We start from the raw sequence: 22,997 nt of genomic DNA, 5'->3' as shown, positions 1-22,997 counted from the left end.
GAGGATATCTATTCTTAAAGGCGAACGCTCCGCTTCTCCAGAACGATTCCGTTTGCTCCGCTAGAGGTGCTTATCTACATTATTGTTTTATATATCATTTCTTACTTTAGCATATGCCCGTAAAGTTAATTTCCCTCTAAAATTAAGCAACAAGATTAAACAATACAATTAGATGAATCTATTTTAATAACAAATAAGATTTGTATGTTTTATCCATTCATCCTTCACTCATTCCAAATAAAATATAACTATATTTTATTCCCTTATCCTCTTTTCTACCTCCTCCCCCCTGATTGAAAATAAGCACTCCCTACTAAACACCCGGCAAAGGTGCTCACCGAACCTAGCGGAGGTAAAGGAATCCTTCAGCAGAAGCGAAGCGTTCGCCTTTAAGATCGGATATAATCTGTTGAAAACAGAATTCAATATATCCGATCTTAACAGCGATCGTATGAATGATCCTTTACCAGAGCGATATTCTCTCACACCCTTCGCCACTCCCCCACCCCCCGTCTTATGTTCAATCCCCCTTGTATCCATTTACATAAAAATAAAGATTGACGCTCTTATCGTTCACCATTATGATAGATTAATAATTGAGAACGATTATCATTATTAAGGAGTGTAATTTAATGAAAGCACGTGTAACTTTACCAGCTACAATTCTTTTATCTTCTGTACTGTTTGCCGCTTGTGGGAATCAAGCTGCTACCAATACAACCACAGCTCCAGCAACAACAGAAGCAACGACTACAACACCAGCAGCGTCTACCTCATCTACCGAAGCAACAACTACAACAGCTGATTTTAAAAATGAAACCGAACAATATCGTACATATGCGATCGGTGAGATTGATTCCTTTGTAACAGAGACAGAGAAATTTACGGAAGCGGTCAAAGCAGGGAAATTAAAAGAAGCTCAAGCGCTATATGCTCCAGCTCGTATGCATTATGAACGGATCGAGCCGATTGCCGAAGCGTTAGGAAATCTTGATCCTGATATCGATGCTCGTGCAGGCGATGTGGATGATAAAGACTGGCGTGGATTCCACAAGATTGAACAAGCTCTTTGGGAAAAGAAAACAACCGATGGTATGAGCGAATATGCGGATCGTCTTTTGCAAGATGCACAGTTGTTACGTGCTAAAGTCGAAACGGTTGAAATCGATGCAAGTATGCTTGTGGTTGGAGCCGTTGAACTACTGAATGAAGTTTCTTCTTCCAAAATCACAGGTGAAGAAGAACGTTACTCTCATACCGACTTGTATGATTTTGTAGCCAATGTAGAAGGTGCAGAAAAAATCTACGAAATTCTCAAACCACGTTTGGCTGAAAAAGATCCTGATTTAGAAAAACAAATCGGCGAACGTTTTGATGCGTTAAATAAAGAATTGGCTCCTTTTGCTACTAAAGACGGTGGATATGTTACGTATGACAAATTAACTAAAGAAGATATTCGTACATTAAGTCAGAACCTTGATGCTTTGGCTGAACCTTTATCCCAGATGGGTACAATTTTAGGGGTGTAATTATTATGAGCAAAAAAGACTCTTCCGAAAATAAAACAAACTCAACTCCTGTTCAATCTGATGTCGATTCTTCTACAGAAGTGTCGACAGAATCTCAAACTGGAGTATTCAAAAAGCCTGTTAGCCGTCGCGATATGTTGCGGTTAGCAGGCGCTTCTGGCGTTGGGCTTCTTTTAGGAGGTTCAGGCGCGCTTGGAATTATGAAAGCTACGGGACTGACCAAACAACCTTTATCAGATACGCCGGGTAGTGCTGAAAATGTAACGACAGGTATTACGAACGTAGGCGATGAACATTCTTTTTATGGCACTCATCAATCAGGGATTGTTACACCAAGTCAGAACTTTATGTGCTTTGCTTCTTTTGATGTAACGTTAAGTGATGCAGCAGGTTTACGTCGCTTATTTCAAGCATGGACGAAAGCCAGTGCTTCGTTGATGGCTGGCGAATTGTTAGATGGGCAAAATGAAAATCCGAATCTTCCGCCTGCTGATACGGGTGAAGCGGCTGGACTTTCTTCTTCCAAGTTGACGATTACATTTGGCGCAGGCCCTGCTTTATTTGATCATCGATTTGGACTATCTGGCAAAAAGCCTGCTAATTTTGCAGACTTGCCTGCCTTTAATGGAGATAATCTACAATCGGAATGGTGCGGTGGCGATCTAGCCGTACAAATTTGTGCAGATGATATGCAGGTCGCTTTTCACGCAATGCGTAACTTGATCCGAATTGCTCGTGGTTCTGCGGTTCTCCGTTGGAGTCAAGAAGGATTCCAGCGCAGTAGTGCAGCAGATCCGAATCAAGCTACTCCACGGAATCTAATGGGCTTCAAAGATGGTACAGCTAATCCAAGTGTCAAAGACAACTCGATGATGAATGAAGTTGTCTGGGTGCAACCGCAAGATGGTGCAGGTTGGATGACCAACGGCAGTTATATGGTCGTTCGTCGTATCCGGATGCGTATCGAAGTATGGGATCGCTCCAGTCTAGCAGATCAGGAAAATACGTTTGGACGGGAACGGGTCAGTGGTGCTCCAATCGGTTCACATCACGAATTTGATCGGGGCGATATGGAAGCCAAAGACGCTTCAGGCAAACCTGTTATTCCGATGAATGCACATATGCGTGTGGCTCGTGGAGATGGAAGTATGCAGATTTTGCGTCGTCCTTATTCTTACTCCAGTGGGATGGATAAAGTTACCGGACAATTGGATGCAGGATTGTTTTTTATCAGTTATCAGCGCAGTATCGACAAACAATTTATTCCTATGCAGCAAAGACTCGCACAGATTGACGCATTGAATGAATATATTCAGCATATCGGAAGTGCTGTTTTTGCTTGTTTTCCGGGTGTACAGCAAGGCGGTTATATCGGAGATGAATTGATATAACCGCTCGTTATTTATTTTGATATAGAAAAGAGGGTTCTAGGCTATGCGTAAAAGTGCCCTGTTGATCAGGTTTATGCTTTGCTTGAGTCTATTGATTGTTTTAGGTGGAACACCTTTGAGCGTAGGAATATCTACTGCACAAGCATCTGCTACCGATTCTTCCTCTATCGATCAACTGTTACCGCTTGTAGGTAGTGCGCTTGTCGATGCTGGACAGCAGAAATGGACAGATGCCAAGCAGGAATTAGATACTTTCGCCACAGCATGGCAAACGATTGATACATCTACCGCTCCAACAGAAGCTGGCGCAGTCAATACAGCTCTGACGGATGCACAGACAGCGCTTGCTGGGGCTTCGTCTGATCCCAAAGCTGCTACCTCTGCGCTAGGTACACTAGCACGTGCAGTCAATACGTACGCAGAAGCAAGTCAAGCCAAAGCAAGCGGTACAACGACAGATAACAATGGACCTTCTCAGCAAGGATTGACCGCTGTGAAAGTGATTCTTCCACTTGCAGATACCACGATTCAACATATTGATGAGCGTAACTGGCAAGCCGCTCAAGATAGTTATAAACAGATCGTCAATTCATGGCCGGATGTTGAAAATGCGATTCGTGCCGATAATTTTACGGTGTATAGTCAACTAGAGATCAAAATGAGTATGATTCGTGTAGCTTTACAGGCTGATCCTCCACGTGAAGAACAAGCCAAAGCAGACACTCAAGCTCTCATTAAACTACTCAACGAATATGCCGCAGGTGATATTGCAGATACGGCTCCTGCGAGTGGTACCGTTCGCTTAAGTGATGCTGTAACGTTACTTCAACAAGTACAGACAGCAACAACAGCTCAAGATCAGAACAAAGCGTCTGATCTGATGACTCAATTTATCTCGATGTGGCCTCTGGTCGAAGGAGAAGTACAGATTTCTTCGGCTTCGACCTATACTTCGATTGAAAATGAAATGGCTGAAGTACAAGGATATTTAGTATCTAATCCTCCTGTATGGACACAAGCTAGTACTGTAATTCAGACCATGCTGGATGAACTCACTCCTTTAACATCCAAAACATCATATACAGCTTGGGATGCAGCGATTATTTTATTACGTGAAGGTCTAGAAGCGATTCTGGTATTAGCTGCTCTACTCGCTTATGCCAAACGTAGTGGTAGCCGTACCGCAGGACAGTACATCTGGTCTGGTGCTATTTCAGGTCTAGTGCTCAGTGGTGTTATGGCGGTGATCTTTGTCTATGCGTTCTCTCAAGTATCAAGTAGCGGTAGTACACGTGAAATGATCGAAGGCATTACCGGCCTCGTCGCTGTTGTGATGATGCTTAGTGTAGGACACTGGTTACATCAGAAAGCCAACTTAAAAAATTGGAATACTTATATTGAAAATCAAGTCAGTGGTGCTTTAGAACGTGGTAGTCTATGGTCATTAGCGATTGTCTCTGGACTCGCCATTTTACGTGAAGGTGCTGAAACAGCGATTTTCTATATCGGTATGGCTCCTGCGATTGCTCTTTCGCAATTCATTTTGGGTATAGCGATTGCCCTTGCTATTCTGATTGTAATTGCTGTACTGATTATCAAGTTCAGTGTGAAATTACCGATTCGTCCGTTCTTCTTAACGGCAACAGTATTGATTTATTATCTGGTATTTCGTTTTCTGGGCGAAAGTATTCATGCCCTTCAAGTGGCGGGTAAATTCCCTGCACATACAGTGGCAGAATTACCTTCGATCAGTTGGATCGGTATGTATCCGACATGGGAGACCTTTATCCCTCAAATGATTGTCTTGATCTGGATGGTATGGAGATTGATTTTACCAGAATATCGCAGTCGTAAGCAGACGGCTTAACTAGGGTGTTATGGAGTTAAGAATGATAGTGTGATCCGCTCTACACCATAATAATGATGAGATGAAGTAAATTTAGAGAGTCTGTATCCTTTTGTATAAGGATGCAGACTCTTTTTGTTAATATATTATATGTAGTCCATTCTAAGCACGATTCATTATGCTAAAGGAGAATACGATGAAAATTATTTTTATACGTCATGGTCAAGGAGAACATACATTATCTCCACCTGAAAGTTTGCAAATGTCTGATGCCACTCTGACGGAAAAAGGAGTTCAACAAGCCCAACAATTAAAACAGACTTTTCCTTTAACGAATAAAGATATCATCATTATCAGCCCTACTCGTCGTACGATTGAAACAGCACTTATATGGGCAAAAAAAATCTCTTGTACATTGTACGTTCATCCTTTAGTGAGTCCGCGTATGTTCCCTTTGTTAAACCCTGATCAAGCCTATGCTTGTGATCAAATACTTCACTATACCAAAATCAAAACAGATTACCCTTCCCTACATATCATTGAAAGCTCAGAAGAAATATGGACAAACGGAATAAATACAATAAGTGAGGAAGCATTTCATAGAGTAGCTAAAGCATTTACGATCTGGTGTAAACAACTAAACCAACACACATTGTATATTGTTTCTCATGATGGAACGATTAATGCTTATCGTTCATTTTTGGGGGAATCCGTTACTCGTGATCATTTTTTAGATGAGTCCGGATCATATATTGTACATCTGTAATGGAGCAACATTTCATACTTCATCCACTCTAATCTGCTTTATTTATAATCATGCCCCAAAATAGAAATTTATGAGTTGCAATCTTTGTTAGGGTGCTTTAAGATAATGGTGAAAGAAAATAATTTTCTATATATATTATTATAAAATAAAAATAATTTTCATTAGGGAGGGTTAAACTTGTCTCCTATTTTGCATATGTTGGAGCAACGCATCGAAAGTTTATCTCCTCAAGAGCGCCGACTGGCTCATTATATTTTGCAACAACCTTCCACTGTTATTCGGCTTGGGATTACACAGTTAGCGACTCAATGTGGGATCAGTCCTGCTACTGTTACTCGCTTCTGCAAAACATTTCATTTCGAAGGCTTTCCTGATTTCAAAATGAAGTTAGCTAGTGAATTAGCGCAACAGTCGATTCCAAGTTCGTATCAAGATATTATTGCAGGTAATCCGCTTGCCGAGATTGTTAAAGCGATTGAAACCAATCATATTACATCGATCAACGATACTACCCGTTTACTCGATTTACCCAAGCTTGAGCAAGCGATAGGTTACCTTACCCGTGCACGTCGGATTGATCTGTATGGTATCGCCACTTCATCTATTGTAGCGCAAGACTTTTATCAGAAATTGATTCGAGTCGGTAAAAACAGTACATCGTTTTCTGATTCTCATATGCAAATCACTTCTGCTTCTACACTTTCTTCAGAAGATGTAGCGTTAGCGATTTCGTATTCTGGGGAAACTAAAGAAACGATCGATGCATTATCGTGTGCCAAAGATAATGGTGCGACTGTATTATCACTGACTCAATATAGCAATAATAAGCTCGCTTCGATGGCAGATATCGCTTTATTTTCATCATCATTGGAACAAGGTGTTCGTCGTGGAGATATGGCTTCACGGATTGCTCAACTGCATATTATTGATATTTTATTTACCGGTATGATTAGCGCCCAATTTAACGATTCTGTAGCGAAGTTGGAGCTATCTTATAAAAATGTGCAACGTTATCGCAAAGACTCAGGAGGTTTTGAATAATGGCTAATGTAATCAAAGTGACTCATGAAGAAGATTTTCACAAGGTAGCTGCTCATATTGTTGCTAGTCTGGTACAAACTTCTCCTCGTGCTGTATTAGGATTGGCTACAGGAGGCACGCCTGTAGGCTTGTATCGTGAATTGATTCAGATTCATAAGCAAGGATTAGTCAGTTTTGCCAAAGTGAAAAGTTACAATCTGGATGAATATGCAGGTCTACCTACAGAACATCCGGCTTCTTATCGTACATTTATGAACGAGCATTTATTTAATCATATTGATATTAATCTTGAAAATACTCATGTGCCTGATGGACAAGCAACCGATTTGGATGCCGAATGTCGCCTGTATGATGAAATGTTGTCCGAAGCGGTGATCGATCTACAAGTTCTAGGCATTGGACATAATGGGCATATTGGATTCAATGAACCGGATGACAGCTTGAATCCTGCGACTCATGTCGTGACATTATTAGAACAGACCCGAGAAGCGAATTCTCGTTACTTTGGTTCGGTGGATGACGTTCCAGCACAAGCGATTACGATGGGTGTAGGTAGTATTATGAAAGCTCGTCAAATTCTACTGCTTGTACGTGGTGCAGACAAAGCTGAAATTATCCATCGCGCTGTAACAGGTCCGATCACAACACAATGCCCTGCTTCACTATTACAACTGCATTCCAACGTTACTGTACTGCTGGATGCAGAAGCAGGGAGGTTGTTCCAGTAATGTCTATTTCAACAGATGTACCACATTCCTTTCAAATTATTCATGGACGTGTGGTTACACCTACAAAAGTGATTGAAAATGGAACGGTACAAGTCCAAGATCAGACGATTACGTATGTAGGTTCTACAGCGAACGCTCCGATATGGAAAGAACAGACAACATATGATGCCAAATCTGGACTTGTGATTCCCGGCTTTATTGATATCCATGTGCATGGTGGGATGGGTGCCGATTTTATGGATTCCGATCCACACGTATTAGATACGATTACTTCTTTTCATGCCAGTCAAGGAACGACAGCTCTACTAGCGACAACGATGACCGCACCTCATGCTGATATCGATCATGTATTAGAACAAGTCTATGCTTATATGCAAAATGGACAAATGCCCGGTGCACAGATCGAAGGCGTGCATCTAGAAGGCCCTTTTATCAGTCCTAAGTGGCCAGGTGCTCAAAATCCAGAACATATCGTACTCCCAAATATCGAATGGTTAGAGCAATGGGAATCTCATTATCCAGGGCTAATCAAACAGCTTACTTTAGCTCCTGAACGAGAAGGTGCTTTGGAACTGATCTCATGGCTACGTCAGCATGACATTACAGCCGCCGCAGGTCATACCGATGCTTCGTATGAAGAGATCATGTTAGCGGTTGAACAAGGACTTAATCATGCGGTTCATACATTTAATGCAATGACTCCACTTCATCATCGCAAACCGGGAGTAGCCGGTGCAGTACTAAGTACCCCTGCGATTCATGCCGAAATTATAGCAGATGGGATTCATGTTCACCCTGCGGCGGTATCGATCTTAGCTCAACTTAAGCAACAAGATAATTTAATCCTGATTACCGATGCGATGTCCGCTGCCGGGCTTGGGGATGGCGAATATATGTTGGGTGATCAACCTGTCAAAGTCCTCAACGGTATAGCGACTTTGCCGGATGATAGCGGAACACTTGCAGGTAGCCGTTTAACCATGATCGAAGGTTTCCGCTTTTTGATTCAGCAAGTAGGGCTATCAATTCTACAAGCTTCTGCCGCAGGTAGTGGTAATCCTGCGCGTGAACTAGGATTATACGAAAAGACAGGTAGTCTTGAAATCGGTAAACGTGCTGATATCCTAGTACTGAATCCAGATATGGAATTACAGCATATTTTTATTAAAGGGTTATTGAAATCATATAATGAATAGAAGCGGTATTAGCAAGTTCTCTGTTTTTGATCATAGAGAACTTGCTTTTTTTGTGATTTTGGACTTCAAATTATTGTTTTAAGATTAACTATTGATTAACTTTTGATCATATGTTATATTTTGAGTACTATTTTCAACAAGACAGGAGTTCAATCGTATGAAGGAAAAAAGGCTACAACATCTTGAAGATTATATTCACTCGGTGGGTACAGTTTCTTTAGATGAACTTTGTGAATATTTTAACGTTTCTAAAAATACCGTCCGTCGTGATGTGAATCAAATCCTTGAAAAAGGAACGATTCAAAAGGTCTACGGTGGAGTGACTTCTGTAACCCCTGCTCTAATTCCATTTGAAAATCGAGATCATACTAATCATCCTGAAAAAGTGAAAATTGGACAACAAGCGGCTGCACTCGTAGAAGATCAAGATTTGATTTTTATCGACTCGGGTACAACAACTCGCAATATGATTGAGTTCCTTCCTTCTTCTCAACAGTTAACCATTTTGACCAACAGTCTGGATGTGATTAATGCGGCTGTTGCTTTTGAAAATATTACGCTGATCACAATTGGTAATCGCTACAAACGCAAAACCAAATCATTTGTTAGTATTGATGATCTACATATTTTGGATAAATATAATATCAGCAAAGCTTTTATGGCGGCTACGGGGGTATCGATTGCTCATGGGTTGACCAACTCTGATATTTTGGAGTACGAAATAAAAAAACGAATCGCTGAAAAAGCTCAGACTTTATATTTGCTAGCAGATGCCTCCAAATTCGGCAAATCTACTCAGCTTACCTATGCTCCTTTGCATGAAGTCGATGTATTGATCACCTCTGGTGCATTATCAGAAGAATACCATTCGTTCTGTCGTGAGCATCGAATTGAATTATATATTTGTAAATAAAAGGACTCAAAAAGACATATCTTACTCTAAGAATAACTTAGAACAAGATATGTCTTTTTAATGGAATATTAGCTTTATCCTGATGGGAAGCGACTTATTATACTTTAGAATAGTTGGCATTCGCTTGACCACTTGTACCAAATTCCTGCATTTTACTTTGCACCACTGCTTGGATCGCTTCAGTACCGGGGGTAAGAATTTTACTTGGATCATATATATGAGTGTCTTGATTCAATACTTGGCGAACAGCTAATGCCCATGCTTGAATACATTCGGTATTTACATTGATCTTGGCATGCCCTAATGCGATGGCTTGCTGGATCTGATGCTGTGGAATACCTGAACCTCCATGTAGAACTAACGGAATGCCTGTTAAGTCTGCAATATGCTTCATTTCAGCAAATCCAAGTACAGGCTCGCCTTGATAAGGGCCATGCACTGAACCGAGTGCAGCGGCTAATGCATCAACCCCTGTTTCTTTGACCAGTCGATCACATTCAAGCGGGTCTGCATATTGAATGCCTCCGATGAGTCCATCTTCCATACCACCTACAGTACCCACTTCTGCTTCAACCGATACGCCATATGCTCTAGCGTACTCTACCACTTCACGAGTCATGGTTATATTTTGTTCGATCGAATGATGTGAACCATCAATCATGACAGAGCTGAATCCACTATCGATAGCTTTTTTACAACGTTCTACACTGATGCCATGATCTAAATGTAAAGAGACAGGTACTGTAATGGATAACTCTTGTATCGAAAGGTCTACGATAGCAGCAATCAGTGCATATCCACCCAGATAGTCTACCAATCGATCAGAAGCTGCTAGAATCACAGGTGCTTGTTCTTCTTCTGCTGCTCGCAAAATCGCTTGTACCCACTGCACACCGTTTATATTATACTGCCCGACAGCATAACCACCTGCTAGAGCTTCTATTAGCATAGATTTCATTGATACGGTTCGCACATGTCATCTCTCCTTTAATCATCATCATTTCAGAAGAGCCTATTTTAATATTGTTTAGCTTTTTTTAACTGATGTTGTCTAGCTTCAAATACTTCATGAATCTTTTCGTTGTCAGAGACTTCAGCCACGCCCACATTCCACCAGCTATCATAGCCATTGGTCATTGTTTTCGGTAATACTTTGATCTCGATCAATGTGGAGTTCGATTGCTGTGATGCATCTTTCAAAGCCGCCTGCAATTGTTCTATCGTATTCACTTTGTAAGACTTGGCGCCATAACCTTCAGCTACTTTGGCATAATCAATATTCATAATCCGTTGATCGTGAGTACGGAATTCGCAGAAATAGCTATCTCCACCGTTCTCCATTTGTAGATTATTAATACAGCCAAAACCTGCATTATCAAAAAGAATAATATTGATCTTATGATTGTATTGAATCGCTGTAATCAATTCAGAGTGTAACATGAGAAAGCTACCGTCACCGACAATAGAATACACTTCTTTGTCAGGTACAGCTAACTTAATACCTAGAGCACCAGACACCTCGTATCCCATACAAGAGTATCCATATTCCAAGTGATACGTGTTAGCCACTGTAGGATTCCAAATGCGTTGTAGATCACCTGGCAATGATCCTGCTGAGCCAATAATAATGCTATCTGCTGGAATAACCTCATTGATAGCGATCAATGCTGTCGTCTGTGGTAATTCAGTCTGAAGTGCATCGGCATATTCATTGAGCATCTGTTGATCAAATTGATCGCTCACTTCTGGCTTAAAATTGTCCCGCTGAAAAGTAATCTTACTTAAACGATCTCGCTCCTGATTCCACTCTGCTTTGAATTGCTGAATCTGATCTCCAAATTCACTAACGTATCCTTCTAATAAAGGAGACAGTTGTTCCAAGGCTGTTCTAGCATCCGCTACCATTTGAAAAGCATCCAATTTGTATGCTTGAGCACGGCTAACATTAATATTTAAAAATCGAGCATTTTCAAAATCAAAAGCTGTTTTGGAAGATGTCGCAAAATCAGTGTACCTTGTACCAATACCAATCACTAAGTCAGCTTGTCTTGCCACTTGATTCGCGGCAAGTGTCCCGGTTACGCCTATACCACCTAGATTATTAGCAAATGTATATTCAACTGTTGCTTTACCTGCTTGTGTTTCTACTAATGGAATATGATGCTTTTCAGATAATTGGATCAATATATCCCGTGCTTGCGAATATTTAGCTCCACCGCCTACAATAATCACTGGCTTACGACTGGATTGGATTAATGCCGCTGCTCCTGTTAATTCGCGCATCGTAGGCAATTTACGATCTAAATAATGAACCCGACGTGCAAAAAAGGCTACATCATAATCATAAGCTTCTCCTTCTACATCTTGCGCAATACAGATCGTAGCTGGGCCAGCTTTGGCAGGATCAGTCATCACTTCAAAAGCTCGTAGTAAGCTAGACATTAATTGTTCAGGACGAGTGATCCGATCCCAATAGCGTGATAATGGTTTTAACGCATCATTGGTTGTAATCGCTGCACTATATTCTTGTTCAATCTGTTGAAGTACAGGATTAGGCTGTCTTGTAGCAAACGTATCTCCAGGTAAAAATAATACTGGAATGTTATTAGATAATGCTGTCCCTGCCGCCGCTGCTAGATTCGCTGCTCCTGGCCCTACCGATGTGGTAACCGCATATATTTTTTGACGTAACATTTGCTTGCTGTATGCGATAGCCGCATGAGCCATTCCTTGTTCATTTTTACCTTGTATGACTTTGAGATGACCGGATTCTTGTTCTAATGCTTGACCGATTCCCAGTACGTTACCATGTCCAAAAATAGTAAATATCCCTTCGACAAAAGGAAATTCTTGACCATCTACATGGATATATTGGGCATTCAAAAAACGGATTAAGGCTTGTGCTGTTGTCAGCCGAATGGTTTGCATTATGTCACCTCTATCTGTATTGTGCCTCTTTTTCATCTGCTGTAATCAATTGTTCAATTTCATTTACTGTAGGCATGGCTTCAGAAGAACTATGCTTACTCACCACGATCGAAGCTGAAGCACTGCCGTATTTAAGAGCGGTCTCGATATCTTTACCTGCAAATAAAGCATACAGAAAAGCAGAAGCATACGAATCACCTGCACCAAATGTTTTCAATACTTGAGTGATATACGCTTTACTTTGAAAACGTTGACCTGACTTTGTATAGGCATATGATCCTTCGACACCATGCTTGATTACAATCAGTTGCGGAAGATGCTGGAATAAATAAGCGATCGTTTGCTCATTTTTTCCTTTACGATGTTCAAGAATATCGAATTCATCGCGTGTTCCGATCACAATATCTGCTTGCTCGGCAACCAGTGCATAATAGATAGCCGTTTCTTCTATAGAGTTCCATGTATATGGACGATAATCTAATTCAAAAATCACTTTTACGTTGTGTTTACGCGCAAGACTGACTGCTTTGAGTACAGCTTCCCGTGAAGGACTTTGCGAAAGAGCAGTACCTGATACTAATAAAGTACTTGTTTGTCGGATATAGTCTTCATCTACTTCACTAGGTTCCAAGTACAGATCGGCTACATTATCACGATACATCAGAATACTGCATTCTTCAGGGCTTTTGATTTCGGTAAAAGCAAGCCCTGTTTTGTGACCTGCTCGATCAATTACGACTCCTGTGGTATCGATACCTAAATTCTGAATATAGTTAGCAATAAAGCGACCATGTTGATCATCTGCTAGCTTCCCGATAAAGCCTGTTTTGAGCCCTAATTTGGAACTTCCAATTGCGATATTAACAGGTGATCCACCGACGTATTTGGTGAACGTCATCGTTTCTTCCATAGGACGATTGTATTCTGTAGCGTTCAGATCTATACAGGCTCTACCAATCGCAATAATATCGAAAACACGTTCACTTTTTAATTCGTACTTCATCTATTCTTCCACTCCATTTCCTTCACAAATTTCTATTCTGTACAAGCTTGATCATCAGATTAACGTTGCAATATCCATTCATGATCAGGATCGTTGTGGAATTTCCAGATTCGCTTGGGTCCTGCCATCACATTAAGATAATACGAAGTGTATCCGTCAGGCACACCTACAGGATGATAACCGACAGGCACGATCACAACATTCCGATGTTCAACCGCCATCGTCTCATCTAGTGAACGATCATCAGTATACACACGTTGAAATACAAACCCTTGCGCAGGATCGATCTCATGATAATATGTTTCTTCTAATAATGATTCCGCAGGCAATTGATCAACATCATGCTTATGAGGTGGATAACTGGACCAGTTCGCACTTTCTGTGATGACTTCAACGACCAAAAGACTATTCACCGTCTGATCAGAGTCTGGCAAAATATTATGCACCAGACGCTGATTGTTGTATTTCCCGCGATGCTCGACCCCATTTTCGGCAGCTTGAATCATACGAGTTGGACGTTGTTCGATAGAAGGTGAATAACATAAAGCCACTCTAGCTGTTGTCTCTGCGGTAACAGTAAATGCACGATCATTGGAAATATAAACGCTATCTGTAGGCTTTTTCTCAAAAACACTTGCACGTGTTCCTACTCCGGTAAACGTCTGTTCATGATCGCTGACTGTAATTTGGCCTGTGACGGCTACAATACAACATTCGGTTTTTCCCAGTGCTTCGCTATATGTCGCACCGGGTTCGATATCTATCATTTTGAATCCTACATAGTGTAAAGGAGAATTATCTTGATTCACTTCATGTAGCAGAGTTACTCCTGTGCTGAGAAGTTGTTGTTGAGGTTCACGCAATAAACGACTCATGATTTGGAACCCTCCTTATTCAAACGTAGGCGTAACATAACGAGCAGTGACTACTTTTTTGTGCGTATAAAAGTCTACACTGTCTTTTCCATTAGCATGTAGCGTACCGAAAAAGGAAGATTTCCAACCGGAAAATGGAAAGAATGCCATCGGTGCAGGTACACCTAAGTTCACGCCTAACATCCCGGCATCTATATTTTCACGGAAATAACGAATCGCTGAAGCATTGGATGTAAAAATACAAGCTCCATTAGCAAATTCCGAGCGATTAGCCGTTTCGACTGCTTCTTTCAAATGCTTCACACGAATAACCGATAAGACAGGCGCAAAAATTTCATCTTTCCAGATCGTCATATCTGTTGTGACATTTTCGAAAATAGTCGGTCCGATAAAATAGCCTTCTTCTGAAATGTGTTCACGACCATCGTAGACCAACGTTGCGCCTTCGCTAATCCCTTTTTCGATGTAGCTTATAGTGCGTTTCTGATTTTCTTCTCGAATCACCGGACCTAGAAATACACCGTCATCAAGACCATTTCCGATTTTGATCTCGCCTGCTCGCTCTTTCAAACGGGTGATAAAAGCATCTGCGATGCCTTCTTCAACAGCGACAACAGCACATGCCATACACCGTTCACCTGCTGAACCGAAAGCAGAAGCGATCACATTGGTCACCGTGTCTTCTAGATCAGCATCGTTCAGTACAATCGTATGATTTTTGGCTCCTGTTAATGCCTGTACTCTTTTGAGATTATTACTTCCACGCTTAAATACATATTCTCCTACAGGCTTCGAACCAACAAATGAGATTGCTTGTACCGAAGGATGATCCAGAACACCATTCACCACGTCATGCGCTCCGTATACGATATTGAATACGCCTTTAGGCAATCCTGCTTCAGTAAATAATTCAACCAGACGTCTAGTTAATAACGGTGTACGTTCAGAAGGCTTAAGTATAAATGTATTGCCTAAAGCAATCGCCATCGGGAACATCCAACAAGGCACCATCATAGGAAAGTTAAATGGAGCAATCCCACCAACTACGCCTATCGGGTACCGATAATTTACCGCTTCTACATCTGTTGCAATAGAAGCCAGTGAATCGCCCATCATCAATGTAGGCGCACCCGCGGCAAACTCTACATTTTCGATACCACGACCTACTTCACCTAATGCTTCGGTCAAATTTTTTCCATTTTCTAAAGTGATCAGACGAGCTAATTCTTCTTTATGAGTAGACAATAATTGTTGGAAGTTGAACAGAATGCGTGCACGACGAGGAACAGCTATTTTTTGCCAGGATTGAAAAGCTTGGTGGGCTACTTCAACAGCATAATCAATATCTTCTTTGGTAGACAGGGGGACTCTTGCAATAACTTCTTTGGTCGCTGGATTGTAGACATCTTCGTAGACGGTTGTTTTACTTTCGACCCATTCCCCATTGATATAATTTTTTAGCTTTTCTACTTGTAGCGCTTCTGTCATTTTTGTTCCTCCTCTAATTGAATACACTTCAATAGATCATCACAATAGTTGCATCATTGTTATATTTTGATTCACTTATCACTTTTTGATTATGTTTTGATTAATTTATAGTTAAATATTATTCTCAAAACTGCTTACAGTCAATCATTTTATCGATTTGACTTCTTTTTTTATCAAATAAGATCAACATAGATAGATATTGATCTCAAAAAAACACCTTTTACCAAGTATGCAATCTACTCAATAAAAGGTGTTGGTTGTGAATTTTCACTTTATTGGCTGTGGATAACTGATAATTAGACAACGATCATTGATAACAGATAAGCCTATCATTTAGAGAGCGCTTGTGCCGACTGTATCACTTGATGGATCGATTCTGACGGTAGACGATACGCCCACATATGAGTAGGATCGGTCACCCAAATTGATGTAGGATCATCGGCATTTTGAAATCCTTGATACGTATCTACAACCGTATGCCCTTGCTCTGTTCGAGTCACTTTCAAAGTGAATACAGACGATTGCGATGATTGTTTAGAAGCAGGTTGTGGCAATTGATCAGTTGGTATATTTTTGATACTATCTGTCAAATTGGATGCTTGTTCAGCAGTAATAGAATGACCATTAAAAGTCCAATGATCTTGCGATGGATCTTCTACATTGGCTTGATGATGTACTGTCCAATGGCTCTGATCTTTGGAATCTGTCCAACTCAAAGCTGTCATATCTTGATCATTCCAACCGATTGGCGTTGTATCAACAAATCCAAAAACAGTAGCTGACAAATCCGTAACGGTCTGCTGTGCTAATTGGATAATTGCTCCTTCATTTAAGCGTGCATAATAATATCCATCGGTTGGTAATTTGCTCCCAATATACAGTCTATCTTGTTGCCCTGTCGATGTGGTTAATACCATATTAGGTTGCTGTGGATCTATCCCGTATTTGGTTACATCGGTTGGTGCTTCTTCTACAATATTGTGCACTGTCGCAGCTTGTAATGTGGTTAACCAATCTGCAATCATATATGAATTGGTAGGGTAGCTAGCAGGTAGACTCATTTGCCATTGATCCTTATTTTTTTCAAGCACAATCGGTGTTGAAGATCCTGATGGTGTAGTCGCTTCCTGATGTTCAGGTAAAGGTTTGATTTGGATCTTCTGCACAGTATCAGGTGTAAACGAAATCCATTTGGCTTCTACAGGAGTTGTCTGATCTTTTTGAAAAAAGTTCTGTGAATACGCATATACTCCACCTACCAGTAAAATGATAACCATACTTATAGTCGGTATCCATTGACGAAATTGCACGATCTGCAAGACTCCTTTCTATCCTCTCCGTCGTCTCCACCATAGTACAATCCCTATAATGACAAAGAGTAAAGGAAATACAATCACCGTTCCGATGAAAATCATTTTCGCTTGAGATAATGATAAATTCGCAGTCTGGTATTGTTCTTGTACTTGAGGTCGAATCGTGATTTTACTCGTATTACCTAACAGATCATTGATACTATTCAGTGCAAAATCTAAATTCGCTTGCTGAACAATTTCCTGATCCATCATAAAAGTAGATCCACCTAAAATCACTGCTTTGGGTGCACCTTTGCTATCAGCGACAGCAAATCCCAGATCGAAAGGGCCAGGTAAGTCTTTCTGATCTCGTTCTGTTTTGGATTCTAATAAGCCTGACAGATTGGTTTCTCCATAACTATTACTCGAAGAAGTCAGTAACGGTGTTGTTGTCCAACCTTGTACCGCTTCTAATTGCAAACCAACTGACAGAGACATCATCGTATACAGCTTGCTTGCTGCTAATTTGGATGTAATCTCATGTTGTCCATAGTCTGGAATAATCGTCAGTGGATCATATAAGGTCGTGTCTTTAGGTTCTACAGCTACAGTATGAGTATCTTTAACCCCATACATGCTCATTAATGAGTCCAAGTTCTTCCAACTGCTACTCATTTTTTCATTAAATCCAAGAGATAAGAATAACTTGCCTCCATTACTCAAGTACTGCTTAATGAGCTTGGTTTCCCCATCACTCAAATCATTTTGCGGGCCTACAATCATAAGTAGACTTGCGTCTTTCGGAATAGCGCCTTCTTGTAGTAAAGACAGATCGCTCACCGTAATATTTTCTTCTTTTAAATGATTCACCAGTGTACTGATATCAGTGGTTGCAAATTCATTATGCCCGTTGAGCAGATATGCTTTGTGTGTTGTAGATGAAGATAGAGATAATAGACCAGAAGTTAACTTCTCTTCACCACTAAATTGATAAGAAGTACTGGCTTCTGCGCTTTCTGCACTCATATCACTTGCTCCTGCCCCATCAGCAAACATATCATATACCGGAACGATTTTGGTACTATCTCCTTTTTTGAGCACTACTGCACTTTCAGTCACTCCGTATTGCTTGGCAAGTGTTGGATTGGTCAGCAGATCATACGTTTTGACTTGCAACTTGCTGTTCACTTTATGGTATTCTGCTAATAAATCTGTCACTTCACGGGTATAGACTTCAGCATCTTGCGAGTTAACAAAGACCAGTGCTTCGACATTCTGGTCTAATCCTTGCAATGTTGTTATCGTCTGATCGGATAACGTATATTGTTTATTTTTGGTTAGATCGACTTGAAAAGTGCCAATCGAATTTAGAAATAGTGTCACAATAATAAAAATCCCGATCACTGCTACTGAAAAGACAACTGCATTTGTACCTTGTATCCATTTTTTCATATTGATCACCTCCACCTTTTCCGTTCCACGACTTGTATACTCAGCACGAGGAACAATAGAGATAACGTAAGATAGAACAGAATATCAGGTCCATGCAGTATGCCTTTAATTAAATTATCGATTCGACTCGATATTGAAAAAGGTTCTAACCATTTCTGTGCAATATCTGAATTCATTGTAAAAGAATCAATAATCCATAGTCCCAGTAAGAGTACAAATGCGATCACTGCCGATATCATCTGGTGTTGAGACAGACTAGAAGCAAATAGCCCTATCGCCATCATTGCAGCACCGAGTAAAAATACCGCCAATAAAGATAACAATAACATTGGCATATTCATCGTACCGAAAAAAGACATCGTCACCGGATACACTAGATTACATGCAATCAATACTACTAATAAACCAAGCGAAGCTAAGTATTTACCCACCACAATCTCTGTCACTGTGACAGGCGAAGTGAGCAGAAGTTCATCGGTTCCTTGTCTAAATTCTTCAGATATCAAACGCATCGTTAACAACGGAATAATAATCAATAACATAAAAATCGTATTCCCCAAAATCAAACGGTAATCCAATATACTTGGCTGATAACCGACAAAACTAACATAAAACATATAACTGGATAGCAATACATAGACGGCAATTGCAAAATAAGTCGTTGGATTTAAAAAATACAGCTGTAATTCTTTAGAACAGATCGCCCACATACGTCTCACTTGGATGTATCCTCCTTTGTCTCAGGAGTATCTGTAACATCGACAGATGATACATTGGTTTCTTTACTCGATATCGAATCTGTTGTTAATTTGGCAAATAGATCTTCTAAACTGTGACCTTCTTTACGCATTTCTAATACAGGTATTCGTGCTTCGGCTAATAATAAAGAAAGTGATTCTCTAAAATCTTCCTGATCGACTCCAGTTAATTGGATCGTAATCAATTGTTCTTGTTGTTCATTGGTATCTGAATACTGAAATTCCATATGTGCAAAGACTAAATGTTCCAGTACTGATCGTACGATCGCAGGCTTAGACTTCACTTCCAATTGCACCTGGAAATTCTCATGCAATGAATCACCAATATGATCAGCTGCTCGATCCAGTACTAATTTGCCTTCATGGATAATCAACATTCGGTTACAGAGCATACTGACTTCTGGCAAAATATGAGTGCTCAACAACACAGTATGTTGCTCACCTAATTCTCGAATCAATTGACGAATTTCCATAATCTGATTCGGATCAAGCCCAGATGTTGGTTCATCTAGAATCAATAATTCCGGTTGGTGAATAATCGCACCTGCTAATCCTAGACGTTGCTTATATCCTTTAGATAAAGAACGTATCACCTGTCGTTCTCTTCCTTGTAGTCCAAGCCGATCCACCATTTCACTTATTCGTAACTTCTGTTCTCGTACCGACACATCACGTAGATCCGCAACAAACCGTAAATACGAACGCACAGTCATATCGGGATAAAGTGGCGGTGTCTCTGGCAAATAGCCGATTTTACTACGGGCTTGTCTGGATTGTTCATGCATCGGTAGTCCATCTACCCATATCTGTCCCGTAGAAGGGGTTAAATATCCTGTAATCATCCGCATAGTTGTTGTTTTACCCGCTCCATTGGGGCCGAGAAAACCAACAATTTCACCACGCTTCATCTCAAAATCTATTCCATCTACACTACGACGCTGATCAAACCATTTGCTTACTTGCTGGACTTGCAGCATACCTCGTTCCCTCCCGCTTTTCCCAAAATCCTTTTTACTATAACGTAAATGTTATAAATTCAGCTTAAAGGAAGGTAAAGGAAAGCTTAAAAAAAGCCGCCAGATCATGATGATCTTAGCGACTGATTTAGGAGGAAGAGTGAGCAGAATGATCCAGTTCAAAAAACCATTCTAAAAATGAATTAAAATCGGACCATTGCGGTTGTAATTGCCCTGCCCAAAAGTCTTGTAACGGTTGACCAAGACTCAACTCTAACACTTGTCCCGTCTGCCGATTATAAAAGTATCCACCTTCACCGACAAAAGCATCCAGTGGAAGATATTCTTCTGGTAATTCCAACGTCGTGCGGGCACTATGTACACTTAAATCATAATTCGAATACAGTACAAACCAAGCAATATGGTAAAGTTCACGATGTCTACTATAAAACGTAGGCCCTGTCTCAGCATGCAAATAAAATTGAGCAAAGTCTGAGTCTAGCGGAATATTTAACTGTTCCAAAGCACCTACATAGTCAGACGAAGCTTCTTCATACCAGCCATTTTGTTCTTTGAAGTATTGTTCAACTTTGGATGATAACAAGGTCTGCCTCCTTTTAATTTCATGAAGCTCTATGAAATATAAAATAATAATCAAAATTAAATCCTACATAAATATTCTATAGAACTTACTACTATATTATAAAAGATACCTCTAAAAGGATACAAATTCTAGAATACAATCTGATCACAAAAAAAAAGACTAGCTCTTTAATAGAAATAGTCTTTTTATATTTGCTTTTATATTTTCTCTATATATTTTAATTATGCATGCAGTTACTTTTTATCTACAGGAACTTGTACGATCAATGGAGGCTTAACTGCCTTTTTCCAATTTACAAATGCTATACTACAAGCAATCATAACCAGACCGATCAATAAAGGTAAAGTGATCGACTCATTCAATATCCAGATACTAAAGATATTAGAGAGTACCGGAATTAAAAAGGTATATGTTCCTACGGTACTCACTTCTCCACTGTCGATTAGTTTGAAATACACCATCCAACCACCAGCAATAACAAAAAGGGAAATAAATAATAACACTTCGATAAAAGAAGGCGTCCACTGAATATCACTCCAACGTTCGGTAGATGATCCAAGAATCATCAGTACAACTCCACCGATTAACAATTGCATGGTCACTGTCCATAAAGAATCCAATTGCTGATTATTTTTCTTCATATAAATCGTACCTAGCGCCCAACATAATGACGATGCCAGAGCCAAAACGATACCTGTTACCGATAAGTTGCCTTCGATTCCGCCGGAACTAATCACAGCCACACCGGCAAACCCAAGTACCAATCCAACCACTTTCATCGTATTCATTTTTTCACCTAACCATAACCATGAAAACAATCCAAGTAAAATCGGTTGTAAAAATACTATCGTTGAAAATAAACCTGCTGGCAAATAGCCAATACCTATCGTCTGTAGTCCGTAATATCCGATAATATTCAGAATAGCGAGCACCACATAGATTTTCATATTCCGTTTCCATTGCAATCGTTCAATATGTTTTAAAGCAAAACCTAATAAAATTAGACCTCCTATTAAAGTCCGCAGTCCTGAAAATAAAAGAGGTGGCACATCAGGTAATACTAATTTGGTTAAAGGCCAGTTGATTCCCCAGATCGTAACAAGGAAAATCACCAACCATAATGTTGTTTTAGGGGATAATGTCTTCATATTATTCATCCTTTCATCTACTGCGTTTACACTGTTTTAAATTTGTGCTTCTTTAGGTTATACTGTTATCACTTATAAAGAAAATGAATGTTTTGCATAAAGGAGATAACGATATTGTTATGACCATTACTCAGATTATGACTTTTGTACGTGTTGCTGAGACATTAAGCTTTACTCAAGCTGCTCATGATTTGCATATGACCCAACCTGCGGTGAGCCATGCTATAGCCAGTATTGAAAATGAATTAGATACTCTATTACTACTGCGTGATCGCAAAAAAGGAGTTTTGCTGACAGAGATCGGTGAGCAAGTTTTGGTGCAATTCCGTACTATTTTACACAGCATGGAAAAAGTACAACAACAGGTAGCTGCTGTCAAAGGGCTTGATGTCGGTACAATCTGTGTAGGAGCTTTTCCATCAGCATCTGCTTATTTTTTACCGCCTATTATTCAAAAAATCAAACAAAATTATCCTAATCTGGTCTTCGATCTTCATGAAGGCTCTGCAAACGATGTGAAAGAATGGGTATACAATCGCAAAATCGAAGTCGGTATTGTTCTTCTGCCTGCACCCGAATTAGATGTGATTCCGTTATGTGAAAATGATATGGTGCTTCTTTTACCTGCTAACCATCCGTTACAACAACAAGCTCATATTACGATTCAACATCTTCATAAAGAAGATATGATTTTGTGCAAAGGTGGACACGAAACAGCAATTATTGAAGCTTTTGACAACGAAAATTGTGAGCTTAATATTACATTTACTACTCATAATGTGAGTGCATTAATTAATATGGTACGTCAGGGGCTAGGCATCGGTATTGTATCCAATCTAGCCTTATCTATGCACCCCCATCAACTAGATGTTCGAGAAGTTACACCACGGATCACAAGCCAAATAGGAATCGCTATTCCTTCATTACCAAATGCTTCACTTGCTGTGCAGTTACTGATCAAAACCGCTGAAGAATTATTTATCGAGTCGACTATATTTATTCCTTCGTAAATACCGACTTAAATAAATACCCTCGTAAATAAACACAAAAAGTCTGTATCTTTGACATAAAGAATACAGACTT

The 22,997-nt window shown here is 40.1% G+C and carries 20 protein-coding genes; 9 read left to right on the top strand and 11 right to left on the bottom strand.

Annotated elements, in window-relative coordinates:
• Window positions 1-632: 632 nt before the first annotated feature.
• The 8 genes from efeO to RCP16_RS01540 all read left to right on the top strand — a co-directional run bounded on the left by efeO (window position 633) and on the right by RCP16_RS01540 (window position 9,410).
• Complete coding sequence (gene efeO, locus RCP16_RS01575; RefSeq protein WP_069325557.1) at window positions 633-1,529, top strand: iron uptake system protein EfeO; 897 nt, start codon at window positions 633-635, stop codon at window positions 1,527-1,529.
• 5 nt (window positions 1,530-1,534) lie between these two features.
• Window positions 1,535-2,920, top strand: a complete 1,386-nt coding sequence (gene efeB / locus RCP16_RS01570) for an iron uptake transporter deferrochelatase/peroxidase subunit (protein ID WP_308641501.1) — start codon at window positions 1,535-1,537, stop codon at window positions 2,918-2,920.
• A gap of 115 nt (window positions 2,921-3,035) precedes the next feature.
• Window positions 3,036-4,787, top strand: coding sequence for an FTR1 family iron permease (locus tag RCP16_RS01565; protein WP_308641500.1), 1,752 nt, complete (start codon window positions 3,036-3,038; stop codon window positions 4,785-4,787).
• A gap of 175 nt (window positions 4,788-4,962) precedes the next feature.
• Entirely contained in the window at window positions 4,963-5,532 is a 570-nt protein-coding gene (locus RCP16_RS01560; protein ID WP_308641499.1) for a histidine phosphatase family protein, read from the top strand.
• 177 nt (window positions 5,533-5,709) lie between these two features.
• Window positions 5,710-6,573: a MurR/RpiR family transcriptional regulator gene (locus RCP16_RS01555; protein ID WP_069325559.1), complete on the top strand. Its 864-nt coding sequence runs from the start codon at window positions 5,710-5,712 to the stop codon at window positions 6,571-6,573.
• The gene (nagB, locus tag RCP16_RS01550) at window positions 6,573-7,301 is read left to right on the top strand and encodes a glucosamine-6-phosphate deaminase (RefSeq protein ID WP_069325560.1); all 729 of its coding nucleotides are present in this window, start codon (window positions 6,573-6,575) and stop codon (window positions 7,299-7,301) included. Before RCP16_RS01555 ends, nagB begins: the two co-directional genes overlap by 1 nt.
• Window positions 7,301-8,497: an N-acetylglucosamine-6-phosphate deacetylase gene (gene nagA, locus RCP16_RS01545; protein WP_308641498.1), complete on the top strand. Its 1,197-nt coding sequence runs from the start codon at window positions 7,301-7,303 to the stop codon at window positions 8,495-8,497. Before nagB ends, nagA begins: the two co-directional genes overlap by 1 nt.
• 157 nt (window positions 8,498-8,654) lie before the next feature.
• The gene (locus RCP16_RS01540) at window positions 8,655-9,410 is read left to right on the top strand and encodes a DeoR/GlpR family DNA-binding transcription regulator (protein WP_069325561.1); all 756 of its coding nucleotides are present in this window, start codon (window positions 8,655-8,657) and stop codon (window positions 9,408-9,410) included.
• A gap of 97 nt (window positions 9,411-9,507) precedes the next feature.
• Here RCP16_RS01540 and fba read toward each other — a convergent pair whose 3' ends face one another.
• From fba to RCP16_RS01485, 11 genes are all read right to left on the bottom strand, one after another.
• A complete protein-coding gene (fba, locus tag RCP16_RS01535; RefSeq protein WP_308641497.1) occupies window positions 9,508-10,383 on the bottom strand; it encodes a class II fructose-1,6-bisphosphate aldolase in 876 nt (291 codons plus the stop codon).
• 44 nt (window positions 10,384-10,427) lie between these two features.
• Window positions 10,428-12,341, bottom strand: a complete 1,914-nt coding sequence (iolD, locus tag RCP16_RS01530; protein WP_308642432.1) for a 3D-(3,5/4)-trihydroxycyclohexane-1,2-dione acylhydrolase (decyclizing) — start codon at window positions 12,339-12,341, stop codon at window positions 10,428-10,430.
• Between the two features lie 7 nt (window positions 12,342-12,348).
• Complete coding sequence (gene iolC, locus RCP16_RS01525; protein ID WP_137223623.1) at window positions 12,349-13,341, bottom strand: 5-dehydro-2-deoxygluconokinase; 993 nt, start codon at window positions 13,339-13,341, stop codon at window positions 12,349-12,351.
• A 59-nt stretch (window positions 13,342-13,400) separates the two neighbouring features.
• On the bottom strand, window positions 13,401-14,216 hold the full coding sequence (iolB, locus tag RCP16_RS01520; RefSeq protein WP_308641496.1) for a 5-deoxy-glucuronate isomerase: 816 nt from the start codon (window positions 14,214-14,216) through the stop codon (window positions 13,401-13,403).
• A gap of 15 nt (window positions 14,217-14,231) precedes the next feature.
• Complete coding sequence (gene iolA, locus RCP16_RS01515; protein ID WP_308641495.1) at window positions 14,232-15,704, bottom strand: methylmalonate-semialdehyde dehydrogenase; 1,473 nt, start codon at window positions 15,702-15,704, stop codon at window positions 14,232-14,234.
• Between the two features lie 329 nt (window positions 15,705-16,033).
• Window positions 16,034-17,014: a DUF4340 domain-containing protein gene (locus tag RCP16_RS01510; protein ID WP_308641494.1), complete on the bottom strand. Its 981-nt coding sequence runs from the start codon at window positions 17,012-17,014 to the stop codon at window positions 16,034-16,036.
• Window positions 17,015-17,032: 18 nt separating this feature from the next.
• Window positions 17,033-18,448 carry a GldG family protein gene (locus tag RCP16_RS01505; protein ID WP_308641493.1) on the bottom strand — a complete coding sequence of 472 codons (1,416 nt, stop codon included), beginning with the start codon at window positions 18,446-18,448 and terminating at the stop codon, window positions 17,033-17,035.
• Between the two features lie 5 nt (window positions 18,449-18,453).
• Entirely contained in the window at window positions 18,454-19,167 is a 714-nt protein-coding gene (locus tag RCP16_RS01500; protein ID WP_273592351.1) for an ABC transporter permease, read from the bottom strand.
• Entirely contained in the window at window positions 19,164-20,183 is a 1,020-nt protein-coding gene (locus RCP16_RS01495) for an ABC transporter ATP-binding protein (protein ID WP_308641492.1), read from the bottom strand. The genes RCP16_RS01500 and RCP16_RS01495 overlap by 4 nt, the downstream gene beginning before the upstream one ends.
• A gap of 127 nt (window positions 20,184-20,310) precedes the next feature.
• Entirely contained in the window at window positions 20,311-20,766 is a 456-nt protein-coding gene (locus RCP16_RS01490) for a hypothetical protein (RefSeq protein WP_308641491.1), read from the bottom strand.
• 233 nt (window positions 20,767-20,999) lie between these two features.
• Window positions 21,000-21,914, bottom strand: coding sequence for a DMT family transporter (locus RCP16_RS01485; RefSeq protein ID WP_308641490.1), 915 nt, complete (start codon window positions 21,912-21,914; stop codon window positions 21,000-21,002).
• Window positions 21,915-22,033: 119 nt separating this feature from the next.
• Between RCP16_RS01485 and RCP16_RS01480 the strand changes: the two genes are divergently transcribed.
• Entirely contained in the window at window positions 22,034-22,924 is an 891-nt protein-coding gene (locus tag RCP16_RS01480) for a LysR family transcriptional regulator (protein ID WP_308642431.1), read from the top strand.
• Window positions 22,925-22,997 lie beyond the last annotated feature (73 nt).

It is taken from the genome of Paenibacillus nuruki, from assembly GCF_963311185.1.
In the GTDB taxonomy this organism is placed as follows: Bacteria; Bacillota; Bacilli; order Paenibacillales; family Paenibacillaceae; genus Saccharibacillus; species Saccharibacillus nuruki.
The sequence above is the reverse complement of the archived record's forward strand: the minus strand, read 5'-3'. Positions and strand labels throughout refer to the sequence as shown.

What these genes read in the sequence shown, in the direction of transcription:
- iolC (WP_137223623.1), bottom strand. Translation starts at nt 13,341, where the DNA reads ATGAAGTACGAATTAAAAAGTGAACGTGTTTTCGATATTATTGCGATT.
- efeO (WP_069325557.1), top strand. Translation starts at nt 633, where the DNA reads ATGAAAGCACGTGTAACTTTACCAGCTACAATTCTTTTATCTTCTGTA.
- RCP16_RS01480 (WP_308642431.1), top strand. Translation starts at nt 22,034, where the DNA reads ATGACCATTACTCAGATTATGACTTTTGTACGTGTTGCTGAGACATTA.
- nagA (WP_308641498.1), top strand. Translation starts at nt 7,301, where the DNA reads ATGTCTATTTCAACAGATGTACCACATTCCTTTCAAATTATTCATGGA.
- nagB (WP_069325560.1), top strand. Translation starts at nt 6,573, where the DNA reads ATGGCTAATGTAATCAAAGTGACTCATGAAGAAGATTTTCACAAGGTA.
- RCP16_RS01560 (WP_308641499.1), top strand. Translation starts at nt 4,963, where the DNA reads ATGAAAATTATTTTTATACGTCATGGTCAAGGAGAACATACATTATCT.
- iolA (WP_308641495.1), bottom strand. Translation starts at nt 15,704, where the DNA reads ATGACAGAAGCGCTACAAGTAGAAAAGCTAAAAAATTATATCAATGGG.
- efeB (WP_308641501.1), top strand. Translation starts at nt 1,535, where the DNA reads ATGAGCAAAAAAGACTCTTCCGAAAATAAAACAAACTCAACTCCTGTT.
- RCP16_RS01495 (WP_308641492.1), bottom strand. Translation starts at nt 20,183, where the DNA reads ATGCTGCAAGTCCAGCAAGTAAGCAAATGGTTTGATCAGCGTCGTAGT.
- RCP16_RS01505 (WP_308641493.1), bottom strand. Translation starts at nt 18,448, where the DNA reads ATGAAAAAATGGATACAAGGTACAAATGCAGTTGTCTTTTCAGTAGCA.
- iolB (WP_308641496.1), bottom strand. Translation starts at nt 14,216, where the DNA reads ATGAGTCGTTTATTGCGTGAACCTCAACAACAACTTCTCAGCACAGGA.
- RCP16_RS01485 (WP_308641490.1), bottom strand. Translation starts at nt 21,914, where the DNA reads ATGAAGACATTATCCCCTAAAACAACATTATGGTTGGTGATTTTCCTT.
- RCP16_RS01540 (WP_069325561.1), top strand. Translation starts at nt 8,655, where the DNA reads ATGAAGGAAAAAAGGCTACAACATCTTGAAGATTATATTCACTCGGTG.